The following is a 14,104-nucleotide window of genomic DNA, read 5'->3' as shown; positions in this document are numbered from 1 at the left end:
CGAGCGGTGCGAACCCGGTATGACCCGCTAATACCTATGGGTGTAGTGCCTGGCCAAGAGGCCCTTGCTAAGCTCGCGAAGGCCGGCTGCCGCTCACGGACCAGCGGATCTCGAACCATGGAACCTGTCCATTCCCATTGCGTTCTCGCGATCGCGAAGAACCATCGGAGGAGTGTCGTCATGTCTTCAGAGTTCGCTTCATTCGGTCGTTGGCATTTCCTCACCGCGTCAGCCCTCCTCGGGGCGACAAGCATCATCCTTCCCTCCGTGACACACGCCGCCACGCCGCCTGCGGAAAGCGCGTCGATCCGGCCCTTCCCGAAAGTGCACATTCCCGATGAAACCCTCGCGGACCTGCGCCGGCGGATCGCCGCGACCAAGTGGCCCAGGAAGGAGACGGTGACGGACGCGACACAAGGCGTGCAACTGGCCACCATGCGGAAACTGGCCGCGTACTGGCAGTCCGATTACGACTGGCGCAAGGTGGAAGCGAGATTGAACGCCTTGCCGCAATTCGTGACCACCATCGACGGCGTGGACATCCACTTCATCCATGTCCGTTCGAAGAACAAGAACGCCTTGCCGATCATCATCACCCACGGCTGGCCGGGCTCGATCATCGAACAGCTGAAGATCATCGACCCGCTGGCCAATCCCACCGCGCATGGCGGCAGCGCATCGGATGCGTTCGACGTGGTGATTCCTTCGTTGCCTGGCTATGGTTTCTCCGGTCAACCCGAGACCACCGGCTGGGATCCCCAGCACATCGCGAGGGCATGGACCGTGCTGATGAAACGGCTGGGCTATAAGCATTTCGTCGCCCAGGGCGGCGACTGGGGCGACGCGGTGTCCGAGCAGATGGCGGTGCAGGCGCCTCCGGAACTGCTGGCCATCCACACCAACATGCCGGCCACCGTGCCGGATGACATCGCCAAGGCGCTTTCAGCGGGAGGGCCGCCGCCGGCGGGCCTGTCCGCGGATGAAAAGAACGCGTACGAGCAACTCGACTTCTTCTACAAGCATGGCCTCGGCTACGCCCAGGAGATGACGAACCGACCGCAAACCCTGTACGCCATCGAGGATTCCCCGGTGGGACTCGCCGCCTGGATGCTCGACCACGACGCGCGCAGCTACGAGTTGATCACACGCGTGTTCGACGGGCAGGCCGAAGGCCTGACGCGTGACGACATCCTCGACAATGTGACGCTTTACTGGGTCACGAACACGGCCGTGTCCTCGGCTCGCCTGTACTGGGAAAACAAGCTCGCCTTCTTCGAGCCGAAGCACCTGACGATCCCCGTGGCGGTGAGCGTCTTCCCCGACGAGATCTATGCCGCGCCGAAGAGTTGGGCGGAGAAGGCTTTCCCGAAGCTCATCCACTACAACCGGCTGGACAAGGGCGGGCATTTCGCCGCCTGGGAACAACCGGCGATGTTCGTCGAGGAACTGAGGGTGTCGTTCAAGGGCGTCCGCCAGGCCGGCGCGCGATGACGGCCAGCTGGCGGGACACCCAGGACAGCACCACGCAGGCGAGTCCCGCCAGCACCCAGCCCGACGCAGGCTCACCGGGCTGCTGGAATACCTGCCAGTAACGTGCACCATAGATCACGGCCGCGGCGACCAGCGCGACGGCGAACACGGCCAGGAGCACGCCGGAGAGCGGCCGCTCGATGCCTCCTTCATGGCGGGCGACGTGAGCCGCGGCCCGGGCGACGAAGTCGCCTGGCGGAGCGCCGACGGGATGGGATATCACGGCACGGGCCACCTTGCGGTACTCCAGCGCGAGAGGATCGAGATCGGCGGGGGCCTGTCCGCGTGCCGCGCGCATGCCGCGTTCCTGGGCTTCCCACTCTCGTTCGTCATTCATGCTCGTACTCCCATGCGCGATTCCAGTATCTCCCGCAGTATCCGGCGACTGCGGAAAAGATGGCTCTTGATGGTGCCCTCGGCCATGCCGGTCACCCGGGCGATCTCGCCGATCGGCATTTCTTCCAGATGGTAAAGCGTCAGCAGCGTGCGTTGCACCGGCGGCAGCGAGTCGATGGCCGCATGCAGTCGCGCACCCATCTCCTCATCGGCCACGGCGGCTTCCAGGTCGAACCCGTCGCCGACCCGTTCCGCCAGGGAGTTTCCTTCCTCGTCGCCCGAGGCCTCGACCAGGGGAATGCGCTTGCGCTCCAGATGCCGCTTGGCCACCGAGTACGCCACCTGCGCTATCCATGACTTCAATGCGCTTTCGCCACGGTACTGGTGAAGCGACTGGTGTATGCGCAGGAAGACGTCCTGGCAGAGCTCCCGGGTGTCGTCCGGGTGCCTGACCATGCGGTCCACCACGTGCCAGCACAGGTTCTGGTACTGGCGAACCAGCCGCTCGAACGCGCCGGGCTCGCCCGAAAGGACGGCGCCAACCAGGGCCAGGTCGGTGGCGATCGCATCGGCGAGGGGAGGGGGCTGGATGGACATTCCCCCATAGGGATACGTCGGGCAGGCCATCGGTTGCAATCGATTTACTGCAACCGGCGGCTTTCCCGCCGTATCTCCTTGGCTGTACCCATCCCACAGGACATCCGAACCATGGACTTCTCGCTACTTATCCCCATCACCATGTTCGTCTGCATCGCCTATTCGGTGAAGGTGGTCGTCGATGCCTACACCCGTCGCCGGATCGTCGAGTCGCGAGGCTCCGAAGACATGGTCCGCTCGCTGCTCGAAGGCGAAGCCGCGCGGCGGCGCCATGCCTCGTTGCATTGGGGCTGCGTCCTCGTCGCCCTGGCGCTCGGCTTCGGCCTCGTCGAGGCGACCGGCGTGGATCATGCGACGCCCGGCGTCATCGGCTTGCTGCTGGGTGCCACGGGCCTGGGCAACCTGGCCTATTACATCTTCGAGCGCCGCGGGGCCAAGGGCGGCGCATGAGACGCTTCCTGGCGCTCGGTTCCCTGTTGCTGGTCGCGACGCCATTCGCGTCGCTGGCAAGCCCGCCGCCCGATTTCGCCCCGTTGGCGACCCTCATCCAACAGACGAAAGACGCGACCGCGTTGCCCTCCGGAACGGCCATCGCCGTCATCAAGAACGGCAAGGTCATCTATGAAGGTTATTTCGGATATTCGGACATCGCGGCGCGAACACCGGTCACACGTGACACGGTGTTCTATATCGCCTCGGCGACCAAGCCGTTCTTCGCCTTGAACGCGCTGCTCCAGGAAGACGCCGGCCAGCTGGACACGCGCATGTCGTTGCACGACATGTTTCCCGCAGGACGCTTCACGGGCATCGACGCGAATGCGGTGACCATGAAGGATCTCCTGGTGCATACCACGGGAGTGGACAACCAGCCCCTGGTCTGGGCGACGGCGTACAGTGGCATCCATGATGCGCGTTCGCTTCCGGAACTGGTGTCCGCGTCGTATCCGGATGAGAAGGCGACACACGGGACCTTCAAGTACACCAACGTCGGCTACAACATCCTGAGTGTCTGGCTCGACCGCCATGGGCCGGTGCCCTGGCAGGAGCAGCTGGAACGCAGTGTCCTGCATCCACTGGGCATGCGGCGGACCTCGACCTCCATCGACAAGGCCCGGGCCGCGGGATGGACGCTGGCCAAGCCCTACTCGTTCGCCAGTGCCCGGCCGCGCCAGCCTTTGTATCTCGCCAAGTCGGACGCGACCATGCACGCGGCGGGCGGCCTGGTTTCCACCGCGCCGGACCTCGCGACGTTCCTGATCGCGGAACTCGCCTCGGGGCGGCGGCAGGCGATACCGGCGAAGGTGATCCGCCGTTCGCACGAATCGCAGGTCGCCTTGACCGCGAAGTACATGGATTTCCCGCGCACGGGCTACGCCTGGGGCTGGTACACCGGCGAGTACAAGGGCAGGACAATGCTGCACCACTTCGGCGGCTTCGCCGGCTTCCATGCGCATCTGTCCTTCATGCCGGACGAAGGCATAGCCCTGGTCGTGCTCAACAACGAGGATGTCCTCGGCGCTCAGCTGACCAGCCTCATCGCCGACTACGTCTACGGCAGCCTGCTAGGCGAGCCGGATGTCGCATCGACGGTGTCGCGGCGGTTCGATGCATTGCGGACGAAGGCGGCGGAGGTATCCCTCATGGCGGCTCGCCAGCGGGAGACGATCCAGGCGCGTGCGTGGGCGCTGTCCCGTCCGCGCATGGAGTACGCAGGGACCTATTCGAACGAGCTGCTCGGGGATATGACGGTCCATCTGGACGAAGGCCGCGGCATGGTGATCCGTTGGGGCAACGTGCAGGCCGTTGCCACCGGCGGTGAAGCACCGGATCGGGTCCGCGTGGAATTCGCGCCCAACTCGGGTGACTTCCTCGACTTCCGCACGGAGAACGGGGCGGTGACTGCCATCTCGTTCGAGCAGATGGTCTTCAAGAAGTCGTCAGGGGAAGGGTAGTCCCGTTACCCGGCGAATCCGCCACCATCGAGGTATGCCTGTTCCTCCGGCGTGGTTTCCCGCCCCAACTCACGATTGCGGTGCGGGAAGCGGCCGAAGCGTTCGATGATGTCGTGGTGGACCTGCGCATACGGCATGTAGGTACCACCCAGCGCGCCGAACAGTTGCAGGGACAGCCGCTGGTCGGCGGCGTCTTCGGAATGTTCGAAGGGCAGGTAGCAGAAGGCGCGCAGTTCCGCGTCGATGGCGCTGTCGAATCCGCGCTGTAGCATGTGCCGCGCCACGAATCGTGCGAGCGGGTCGGTGGCATACATATGCGCGCAACCGCGAAAGGCATTGCGTGGAAACTGGTCGAGCAGGATCAGCAGGGCGAGGCAGCCGTCGGCGCTGTCGAGCCAGGCATCCAGTTCACGCCGCGCCGCCGCCATGTGCGCCGCCAGGAAGTGATCGCGGAAAACCCGGTCGAAACCGGCATCGTTGGTGAACCAGCGATCGTAGCCGGCGTCGCGCCAGAAGCGCAGGACGCGTTCCGGTGTCTCCGGCGGGGCGAGGACGGGAAGGGGTTCGGTCATGTCGGTCACCTGCTCGTGGAACATGCAAGCTTACCGATAAATCGGCGAAGCCGGCGCCGGACTGTTGCGCCCCGGGCAACGCCATGTGTACGCTGGCGCATATACCGTGTCTTTCGTTGACGACCTAGCATCCCGGGGCCATGAACAAGCTGCCGGGAGAGACCGATGAACGAGTCGTTCGCCAAAGACATCGCACCACTTTTCACCGACGGCGATACCCGGTGCATGGGGGGCATGGGCGTCAGGCTGCGCGACTTCGATTATATGGCCGACCCGAGGGGCGATGCCGTGTATCCGGACCACGCGAATGCGCGCCATGTCCTTGCCCGTTTGAAGGGCACCGAGACGCCACGCATGCCGCCAGGGGGTGAACCGTGGAACGACGACAAGATCGAGCGGTTCGAGTCCTGGATGGTGGAATGGCTTCCTTGAGGAATACAGGTGACTGATACCGTCGTTTCCCAACCCGTCGCCGCGAAGCTCACCCACGCGGCGATCTTCCTGGTCGTGACGCTGGGCCCCGATCCGCGCGGTGACGAGGCCGTGCGCGAACTCTGCGGCGACATGGCCTCCCTGCTGCGCGGCATCGGTTTTCGCCATCCCGACCGCCGCCTTTCCTGCGTCATGGGCTTCGGCTCGACGGTGTGGGACCGGCTGTTCGGCACGCCCCGCCCCGCGTCGTTGCACCCCTTCCGGGAGCTCAAGGGCGTGCACCACGCACCATCGACACCCGGCGATCTCCTGTTCCATATCCGGGCGACGCATATGGATCTCTGCTTCGAACTGGCCAGCGAGGTGATGTCGAGGATCGGTTCCCATGTGACCACGGAAGACGAGGTGCACGGCTTCAAGTACTTCGACGAGCGCGACCTGCTGGGCTTCGTCGACGGCACGGAAAACCCCGTGGGCCACGACGCGGCCACCGCGACGATGATCGGCGAGGAAGATCCGGCGTTCACCGGCGGAAGCTACGTCATCGTGCAGAAATACCTGCACGACCTGAAGGCATGGAATGCGATCCCGGTGGAGCAACAGGAGAAGATCATCGGCCGCCGCAAGCTCTCCGATGTGGAACTCAGGGAGGCCGACAAGCCGCCCTACGCGCACAACGTGTTGACCAACATCGAGGAAAACGGCGAACAGTTGCAGATCGTGCGCGACAACATGCCTTTCGGCGAAGTGGGGAAGGGCGAGTTCGGCACCTATTTCATCGGCTACGCGCGTTCGCCCGCCCGCATCGAACGGATGCTGGTCAACATGTTCATCGGCAATCCGCCCGGCAACCACGACCGCATCCTGGATGTGAGCAAGGCGGTGACGGGCACCTTGTTCTTCGTGCCGTCGGCGACGTTCCTCGCGGGCGTCTAGGCCTGCGTCGTCGTGTCCTCTTTCCGGGCAACGTCACCATATCCTGACCCGTTGCTCCGGCGGAAGATATAAGGCCTGGCCTGGCTTTACATCGAACGCCTTGTACCAGGCGTCGATATTGCGCGATGTCCATACGCGTTGCGCCGCCGGCGCGTGGGGATTGGTCAACAGGCGTTTGCGCAAGTCGGCGTCGCGGTAGTTCAGGCGCCATATCTGCGCCCAGCCGAGGAAGAAGCGCTGGTCGCCGCTGAAGCCTTCGAGGATGGGCGCGGGCTTCCCCTGCAACGAGAGCCGCCAGGCGTCGTAGGCAATCACCAGTCCACCGAGATCGGCGATGTTCTCGCCCAGGGTGAGAGCGCCATTGACGTTCAGGTCCGGCAGTGGCCGGTACGCGTCGTACTGGCGCGCGAGGGCCTTCGTTCGCTTTTCGAATCCGCTCAGGTCCGATGGCGTCCACCAGGTGGCCAAGCGCCCGTGTTCGTCGTACTTCGAGCCCTGGTCGTCGAACTGATGGGTGATCTCATGCGCGATGGATGCGCCGATCCCTCCGTAGTTGATGGCGGGATCGGCATCGGGATCGAAGAACGGAGGTTGCAGGATCGCGGCGGGGATGACGATCTCGACGGCGGAAAAGTTGGCGAAGGCGTCGACCGTCATGGGCGTGACGCGCCACTCGTCACGGTCGAAGGGGTGGCCGAGCTTGTTCATCTCGCGGTCGAACGCGAAAGCGCGTGCCCTGAGCTGGTCGCCGAAGGCATCGTCGGCGCACATCTCCAGGCCGGCGTAGTCGCGCCACCGGTCGGGATAGCCGACCTTGGGATGGAATGCCGCGAGCTTCGCGCGAGCGCGGGCCTTGGTTTGTGGCGTCATCCAGTCGAGCGCCTCGATGCGCCGGTCCATGGCGGCGATCAGGTTGCGGACCAGTGCTTCGGCCGCCGCCTTGTGGCCCGCGGGGAAATAGCGTGCGACATATGCCTTGCCGACCTCGTCGGGAACGGAATCCACGGCGAAGGCCACGGCGCGTTTCCAACGCGGTTCCGGCTGCTCGGCACCGCTCAGGAGGCGTTCGTGGAACGCGAATCGCTCTTCCGAGAAGGCGCGTGGCAAGACATCGCCGTAGGCGTCGAGGACCGCGACGCGCATGGCGTCTTTCAGCACGGGCAGGGGCGTTGCACCGACCACGCCTGCGATGCCAGTGACGGCGCTGGGCTGGACGACGACCAGCTCGTTCGCCTGAGTGCCGATCCCGCCGAGGAAGGTATCCATGTCGAAGCCTGCGGCAAGGGACGCAAGCTGCGCGCGTGTCCGGCGGTTATACGTCTTGCCGGCGTCGCGACTGTCCACACGGTTCCAGCTGACTTTCGCGATATCGGCTTCCATGCGTAGCAGGGCATCTGCGCGGCGCGAGGCGTCCTGTGCGACAACGCCCGAGAGGACCAGCAGACGCGCGACATGGTCGCGATAGGCGAGGCGCGCCTGGGCCATCGATGCATCCGGCCGCAGGTAATAGTCCCGGTCGGGCAAGCCCAATCCCGCCTGGCCGAGTTTCAGTACGTAGGCATCCGGATCGCGGTCGTCCTGGGTGACGACGACGTCGAATGGTATGGCGACACCTTCGCGCGCGGCTCGCGCGGCGAGGCGCGCGTAGTCTTCACGCGTGGCGATGGCGTCGATGCGATCCAGCCAGGGACGAGCAGGCGCCAGGCCCTTGGCGTCGAGGGTCGCCTCGTCGAGGAAGGCGGCGTAGGCGGCGCCGGCCTTGCTACGCGGATCTTTCCGCGCTGCTTCGAGGATGCCCTTGACGCGCTCGCGGTTGAGGTCGTCGAGGCGCGTGAACATTCCGTAGTTGGATTTGTCCGCGGGAATAGGCGTGGCGTGCGCCCATGCGCCATTGGCATAACGGTAGAAGTCCATTCCCGGCGCGACCGTGCGGTCCATCCCGGCGATGTCGAAGCCGAACGGCCCGATCTCCGGTTGCCCGCGCGTCTGCGCATGAACCGAAGATGTCACGCAGGCCATGAGCAGCGTAGCGAAAACGACGACGTGGATTTTCGTCATGCGGGCCTCCCGGTTCAGCCTCTGGATGGTTATCGAGCGCCTGCGAAAGCGATAGGAAAGGGTGGTCCAGCGTAATCGGGCGCAACACAGGGTGCCAACCATGGAGTGATTTCCTTGAGCAAGCAACGCCTTTCCGTCATGACACTCAGCGCGACCCTCTGTATCGCCACCTTGGCCGCGTGCAACCAACGGCAGCCGGATAGCGTGACCGCGGCACCGTCGACCGCGCCGGCCCCCGCGGAGACCATCGCCCAGCCGCCGCAGGCACCCGCGTATACACCACCGACGGCCGATCAGCTCTACCAGCTGGTGGCACCTATCGCGCTGTTCCCGGACAAGCTGGTGGCCCAGGTGCTGGCCGGGTCCACATATCCCGACCAGATTGTCGCCGCCGACAACCTCGTTACCCAAAATCCGAAGCTCAAGGGCGCCTTGCTACAGACGGCGGTGGAGCCACAGCCATGGGATGCGAGCGTGAAAGGTCTTACTGCCTTTCCGTCGGTGCTGGAGCAGATGGCGAAGAACGTGGATTGGACGACCGCGCTCGGCCAGGCCTACGTCAACGATCCCACGGACGTGCTCAATGCGATCCAGGTGATGCGTGAGCGCGCCGCGCAACGCGGCAGCCTGCGTACATCGCCACAGCAACGCGTGACCACGCAGTCCGTCACCACCACGGAGGTGCGGCAGCAGGAGGACGATCCGATCGTGGTCCCGCCACCACGGCAGGTGATCGAGATCGAACCGGCGCAGGAAGACACCGTGTACGTGCCCAGCTATGACCCGGGGGTCGTGTACGGCGAGGAAGCCGTCTATCCCCGATACACCTATGTCCGTTCGTCCTATGGCACCGGCAACGTGGTCGCCGTGGGCGCGGTCAGCTTTGGCGTGGGTGTCCTGGTCGGCGCCTTGCTCGACCACCATGACGGCGGGTGGCATTCGTGGGGCGTGAATTGGCACGGTGGTTACGAGGACGGCGGCTACAACGGGGGTGGCTGGCATCGCCCCGCCGTGATCTACAACAACCAGACGTATGTCTCGCATTCCACGACCGTGGTGAACCGCTATACGACGAACAACATCAATAACGGCACCATCGTCAACAATCGCGATTCGTTCAACCGCGCGACCGCGACGGTGAACAACATCCACGACGGCCGGAACGTCACCAACAACGTCGACAATAGACGCTTCGACGGCCATGACAGTGTGCATCCCGCGCAGATGAGCGTTCCCGACTTCACCCGCGCCGGTTACCGGAGCGCGGCACCGGTTCCGGTGCCGCATCCCGGGCGGCCGGAGGGCGCCGGAGCAGCCCCCCGGCCGGAAGGCGCAGGAATAGCCGCACGGCCGGATGCCGGCTCGCGCTTCGCCGATCATGCCGCCGCGGAGAGGAAACCCCAGCCTGAAGCGCCGTCCGCGCCACCCCGCGCGTTCGAGGCCCGGCCACAAGAGATGCCGAGGGCGAGGGCGGCGAGCGAACCACCGCAACATGCCGGGGAAATGCAGCACGCCGTGAGAGAGCAGCCGCCGCAACCCAGGCCGGAGACGCCACCGCACCCGGCCGCACAACCGCGTGATGTCCAGGCGCGGCCTGAAGCGGAGCCGCGCCAGCCCCGGTTCGAGGAGCATCCGCCACGCGACGAGCGCCCGCGTCCCGAAGAACATGACATGTCCAGGGAAGCACGACCGGCACCGCAGGCGCACCCCCAGGTACACCGCCCGGAAGCGCCGCCACCGCATCGTCCCGAGCCGAAGAAAGACGAGAAAAACGACCGGTGAGCCTTATACCAAGCCTCACTTGAGCTTGACGACCACCTTGCCTTTCGCACGGCCCGATTCGACGTAAGCCAGTGCTTCGTTGGTCGACTCGAAAGGGAAGACGCGATCGAGGACGGGGCGGATGGCGCCCGCCTCGACCAGCGTGGCTATCTCGCGCAGTTGCGTGCCGTTGGCTCGCATGAAGAGGAACGAGTAGTTCAGGCGACGATGGACCGCCTTCTTCCTGACGCCAGCACTCAACAGCCGGATGATGAGCTGGACGAACCACGGCAGGCTCGTTTCCCGGGCGAAGGCGGGGTCGGGTGGACCGGAGATCGAGACGAGGGTGCCGCCCGGCTTGAGGATGCGCAGCGATTTGTCGAGTTCGGAGGGGCCCTGGCTATGCAGGACGGCATCGTAATCCTGCAGGATCGCCGCGAAGTCGTCTTTCTTGTAGTCGATGACGATGTCGGCGCCGAGGTTCTTCACCATGTCGATATTGGCGCCGCTCGTCGTCGTGGCGACCGTGGCGCCGAGGTGCTTGGCCAACTGGATGGCGAAGCTGCCGACACCGCCCGAACCTGCCTGGATAAAGACTTTCTCCCCCTTCTGGAGTTGCATGCGTTCCACCAGGGCCTGCCATGCCGTCAATCCCACCAGCGGCAATGACGCCGCCTCTTCCATGGTGGTGTTCCTGGGCTTGAGGGCGACATCGCTTTCGTTGACGGCAATGCATTCCGCGAACGTGCCGATGCGATGATCCGGTGGCCGCGAATAGACTTCGTCGCCGACCTTAAACTGCCGGACACGCGATCCCACGTCGGTTACGATCCCGGCCACGTCATGGCCGAGCACGAGCGGCAGCTGGTAGGGCAGGATCAGCTTGAACTCGCCGCTCTTGATCTTGGAATCCAGCAGGTTCACGCCAGCGGCATGGACCTCGATCACCACCTCGTTATCCCGTGGTTTGGGGCGCGCCGCGTCGCCAAGCCTCAGGTAGACGTTCTTGCCGTAACGGTCGATGAGGAATGCTTTCATGGCGGTCCCTTGGACGAGGAATTTCAGGCAGCCCGGGATGGGGTGACTATCATTATGATACTCATCATATATCATCCCGCCCAACGAGCGCCGCCCTCCGGCTATGCTTCCACCATGGTCACCCCCTTCCACGACGACGATCTGCTCCATCTCGCGGCGCATGGCGTTCCACCCCTTCCGGCGGAGGCCGTGAGCGGATATGTCGACAACGAGAACGCCCGCATCTGGTACGCCAGCATCGGCGTGGGGCCGCCGGTGGTCCTGTTGCACGGTGGCCTGGGGAACTCGGGTAATTGGGGATATCAGGTTCCAGCGCTGGTCGGGGCAGGGTACAAGGCCATCGTGATCGACAGCCGCGGCCAGGGCCGTTCGACCCGTGATGCAAGGCCCTACAGTTACGAACTCATGGCCTCCGACACCCGCGCCGTGATGGATGCGCTTGGCCTGACCAAGGCGGCCTTCGTCGGTTGGAGCGATGGCGCCGATACCGCGCTCGTCCTATCGCGGGAGACACCGGATCGCTCTTCCGGAGTGTTTTTCTTCGCCTGTAACGTCGACGGCACCGGTACCAAGCCGTTCCAGCCCACCCCCGCAATCGATCGCATCTACGGCCATCACGTCAAGGAGTATGCGGCGCTGTCGCCGCTCGTCGGCGGGTTCGAGGCGATGCGCGACGACCTGGGTGCGATGCAGGCCAACCAGCCGAACTATGCGGCCGGCCAGCTTCGGGAAGTCACCGTGCCGGTGTGGATCGTCCTGGGCGAGCGCGACGAGTTCATCGAACGCGAGCATGCCGAATACATAGCAAGGACCATTCCGGGCGCCAGGTTCGTCCTCCTGCCGGAGGTCGGCCACTTCGCGCCGCTGCAACGGCCGGAGGTCTTCAACCGCGAAGTGTTGGCGTTCTTGCGAGGGGTTCGGGGCAGTCCAACGGACGCTTGAGGCGACGGCCGGCTTTCGAGGTGTACGATGGCGGCAGCCCCTTTAAGACACTACTCCCATGCCCCGGAAAATGAAGATCGATTTTGTCTCGGATATCGCGTGCCCATGGTGCGCGATCGGCCTTGGTGGCCTCGACCGCGCGTTGGAGCGCCTGCACGGGGTGATCGAGCCGGAGATCGTTTTCCATCCGTTCGAGTTGAATCCCGGCATGCAGCCCGGCGGCGAAAATACGTTGGAACACGTGGTCGCCAAATATCGCATTCCTGTCGACGAGGCTCGCCAGAATCGCGAGCGCATCAAGGCACGTGCGGCGGCAGTGGGCTTCACCATGAACACGTCGGATGCGAGCCGCATCTACAACACCTTCGATGCGCATCGCCTGATCGCCTGGGCGGCGAAAGATGGAAAGCAACGCGAGCTTACCCGGCGATTGTTTGGTGTCTACTTCACGGATCAGACCGATCCCGGCGATCACGATGCGCTGATCGCGGCGGCGGAAGGTGTGGGGCTGGACCCTGCGGAAGCGCGCGAGGTGCTCGAATCCGACCGCTACGCCGACGAGGTACGCCGGGACGAGGCGCTCTGGCATGGCCGTGGAATCACGGGCGTGCCGGCCGTGATCGTCAACGACCAGTACCTGATTTCAGGAGGCCAGCCACCCGAGGAGTTCGAGCGGCAGTTGCGCGGGATCGCCGAGGCTATGTCCACGTAGCCCGCATCATTTCCATTTCAGGTTCACTCCCTGGCAGCCCGGCTCTCTTGAAACTGCTTCAGTGGCTCGTAGGTGGCCCGATAGCTGCGCGGCGTGATGAACGGCATGAGCAGGGTGCGAAGGGCGTGCGGAAGGCGCGCCGCCTTCGACAGCCGATCCGTCATCGCCTGCACATGGGCCACCCGGTCCCTCCGGGCTTGTTCGAAGCGCGGGCCGATCTTCGTCGCGTCATCGCTTTCGGCGACGATGGCGGCGAGTGCAAGGGCGTCTTCCATCGCCAATGCCGCACCTTCGGCCCATACCGGGGCCGTGGCGTGCGCCGCGTCTCCTACGAGGACGATCCGATCCTTCGCCCAGCTCGTCAGTCTCACTTCCTCGATGGGTGAATGGTAGACATCCTCCGGATGCGCCAGGGCCCAGTCCAATGCCTTGCGTACGCGCTCCGGGAACGTTCGGAAGGCTTCGCCCAGGTGGTGATGATCGTTGCCGGGAATACCTGTCGACCTGACGGAGACCCAGCCGTAGACCGTGGCATCGTCGACGGGAAGCAGGAGGATCATGCCGTGTTCGCCAGTCCATAGCGTCCAGCCGTCGATGCCACCGGGATTGGGCGCCATGAAGCGCCAACTCGCCGAAGCGAGCCGGGCCGTCATGACGCCCTGCGATCCCATCGCCATCTCGCGTACGGTGGAACGGACGCCATCGGCACCGACGAGCAGGCGGCCGGAGACCACGTCCCCACCTGTCAGGCCCACCTGCACGGCGTCGGTGTCCTGCCGAATGGCCGTGAGGGTGGTGCCGAGGCGGATGGCCGACGCGTCGAGCCCGGAGCCCAGCATCGCCATGAGATCCGCACGGCGCACGGCGCGTGGGCGCATGGTTTCGCCCCAGAAGGTGTCTTCGTCGATGGCGGCCAGGAGGCGGTCGCTGGCCGTACGATATTCACGCTTGCGCACGGGATGTCCCAGCCGCTCGATGGCGTCCGTCAGGCCCAGCCGCCGGAGCGCGGCGATGGCGTTGCCGGGAAGATTGATGGCAAGGCCGCCATCGGCCGCTTGCGGACTCCGTTCGAGCACCAGGGAATCGACCCCTCGCTGCCTGAGGGCGCGCGAGGTGGCCAGGCCGGCGATGCCACCACCTACGATGACGATCGGCTGCGAATCGTTGGACGCCATGGGAGGCTGCTTGCTGGGGACGACTCGCGATTCTGCCCCAACCATGCGCGACGGCACACACCC

General features: G+C 64.9%; 14 protein-coding genes. 8 read left to right on the top strand and 6 right to left on the bottom strand.

Going from position 1 to position 14,104, the window contains the following annotated elements; translation table 11 throughout:
- Positions 1-180 precede the first annotated feature (180 nt).
- Positions 181-1,491 (top strand): epoxide hydrolase family protein, encoded by a 1,311-nt coding sequence (locus ACR9ZJ_RS00370; RefSeq protein ID WP_481286459.1) that lies wholly within the window; start codon positions 181-183, stop codon positions 1,489-1,491.
- Here the strand turns inward: ACR9ZJ_RS00370 and ACR9ZJ_RS00365 are convergent.
- Positions 1,460-1,867 carry a hypothetical protein gene (locus ACR9ZJ_RS00365; protein WP_481280368.1) on the bottom strand — a complete coding sequence of 136 codons (408 nt, stop codon included), beginning with the start codon at positions 1,865-1,867 and terminating at the stop codon, positions 1,460-1,462. The two genes, ACR9ZJ_RS00370 and ACR9ZJ_RS00365, sit on opposite strands and share 32 nt — an antisense overlap.
- Positions 1,864-2,463 (bottom strand): RNA polymerase sigma factor, encoded by a 600-nt coding sequence (locus tag ACR9ZJ_RS00360; protein WP_481286458.1) that lies wholly within the window; start codon positions 2,461-2,463, stop codon positions 1,864-1,866. Before ACR9ZJ_RS00360 ends, ACR9ZJ_RS00365 begins: the two co-directional genes overlap by 4 nt.
- 111 nt (positions 2,464-2,574) lie before the next feature.
- On the opposite strand from ACR9ZJ_RS00360, the gene ACR9ZJ_RS00355 reads away from it, so the two are divergent.
- Both ACR9ZJ_RS00355 and ACR9ZJ_RS00350 read left to right on the top strand, forming a co-directional pair.
- The gene (locus ACR9ZJ_RS00355) at positions 2,575-2,913 is read left to right on the top strand and encodes a hypothetical protein (RefSeq protein WP_481286457.1); all 339 of its coding nucleotides are present in this window, start codon (positions 2,575-2,577) and stop codon (positions 2,911-2,913) included.
- The gene (locus tag ACR9ZJ_RS00350) at positions 2,910-4,415 is read left to right on the top strand and encodes a serine hydrolase domain-containing protein (RefSeq protein WP_481286456.1); all 1,506 of its coding nucleotides are present in this window, start codon (positions 2,910-2,912) and stop codon (positions 4,413-4,415) included. Before ACR9ZJ_RS00355 ends, ACR9ZJ_RS00350 begins: the two co-directional genes overlap by 4 nt.
- Positions 4,416-4,420: 5 nt before the next feature.
- Here the strand turns inward: ACR9ZJ_RS00350 and ACR9ZJ_RS00345 are convergent, their stop codons facing one another.
- Positions 4,421-4,987, bottom strand: coding sequence for a DUF924 family protein (locus tag ACR9ZJ_RS00345; RefSeq protein ID WP_481280372.1), 567 nt, complete (start codon positions 4,985-4,987; stop codon positions 4,421-4,423).
- A 165-nt stretch (positions 4,988-5,152) separates the two neighbouring features.
- Between ACR9ZJ_RS00345 and ACR9ZJ_RS00340 the strand changes: the two genes are divergently transcribed.
- Positions 5,153-5,419 carry a hypothetical protein gene (locus ACR9ZJ_RS00340; RefSeq protein WP_481280373.1) on the top strand — a complete coding sequence of 89 codons (267 nt, stop codon included), beginning with the start codon at positions 5,153-5,155 and terminating at the stop codon, positions 5,417-5,419.
- A 9-nt stretch (positions 5,420-5,428) separates the two neighbouring features.
- Entirely contained in the window at positions 5,429-6,355 is a 927-nt protein-coding gene (locus ACR9ZJ_RS00335; protein ID WP_481286455.1) for a Dyp-type peroxidase, read from the top strand.
- Between the two features lie 33 nt (positions 6,356-6,388).
- On the opposite strand, the gene ACR9ZJ_RS00330 is transcribed toward ACR9ZJ_RS00335, so the two are convergent.
- On the bottom strand, positions 6,389-8,413 hold the full coding sequence (locus ACR9ZJ_RS00330; protein ID WP_481286454.1) for a M13 family metallopeptidase: 2,025 nt from the start codon (positions 8,411-8,413) through the stop codon (positions 6,389-6,391).
- A 114-nt stretch (positions 8,414-8,527) separates the two neighbouring features.
- On the opposite strand from ACR9ZJ_RS00330, the gene ACR9ZJ_RS00325 reads away from it, so the two are divergent.
- Positions 8,528-10,195 (top strand): DUF3300 domain-containing protein, encoded by a 1,668-nt coding sequence (locus tag ACR9ZJ_RS00325; protein ID WP_481286453.1) that lies wholly within the window; start codon positions 8,528-8,530, stop codon positions 10,193-10,195.
- Positions 10,196-10,210: 15 nt separating this feature from the next.
- Here ACR9ZJ_RS00325 and ACR9ZJ_RS00320 read toward each other — a convergent pair whose 3' ends face one another.
- Positions 10,211-11,212 (bottom strand): NADP-dependent oxidoreductase, encoded by a 1,002-nt coding sequence (locus ACR9ZJ_RS00320; RefSeq protein ID WP_481286452.1) that lies wholly within the window; start codon positions 11,210-11,212, stop codon positions 10,211-10,213.
- 9 nt (positions 11,213-11,221) lie between these two features.
- Between ACR9ZJ_RS00320 and ACR9ZJ_RS00315 the strand changes: the two genes are divergently transcribed.
- Together ACR9ZJ_RS00315 and ACR9ZJ_RS00310 are read left to right on the top strand one after the other, a co-directional pair.
- Entirely contained in the window at positions 11,222-12,154 is a 933-nt protein-coding gene (locus ACR9ZJ_RS00315; RefSeq protein WP_481286451.1) for an alpha/beta fold hydrolase, read from the top strand.
- 70 nt (positions 12,155-12,224) lie between these two features.
- Entirely contained in the window at positions 12,225-12,866 is a 642-nt protein-coding gene (locus ACR9ZJ_RS00310; protein ID WP_481280379.1) for a DsbA family oxidoreductase, read from the top strand.
- A 23-nt stretch (positions 12,867-12,889) separates the two neighbouring features.
- Here the strand turns inward: ACR9ZJ_RS00310 and ACR9ZJ_RS00305 are convergent, their stop codons facing one another.
- Positions 12,890-14,041, bottom strand: a complete 1,152-nt coding sequence (locus ACR9ZJ_RS00305; RefSeq protein ID WP_481286450.1) for an FAD-dependent monooxygenase — start codon at positions 14,039-14,041, stop codon at positions 12,890-12,892.
- Between the last annotated feature and the right edge of the window lie 63 nt (positions 14,042-14,104).

It is taken from the genome of Luteibacter sp. KNZ12-1A (assembly GCF_056755675.1).
The sequence above is the reverse complement of the archived record's forward strand: the minus strand, read 5'-3'. Positions and strand labels throughout refer to the sequence as shown.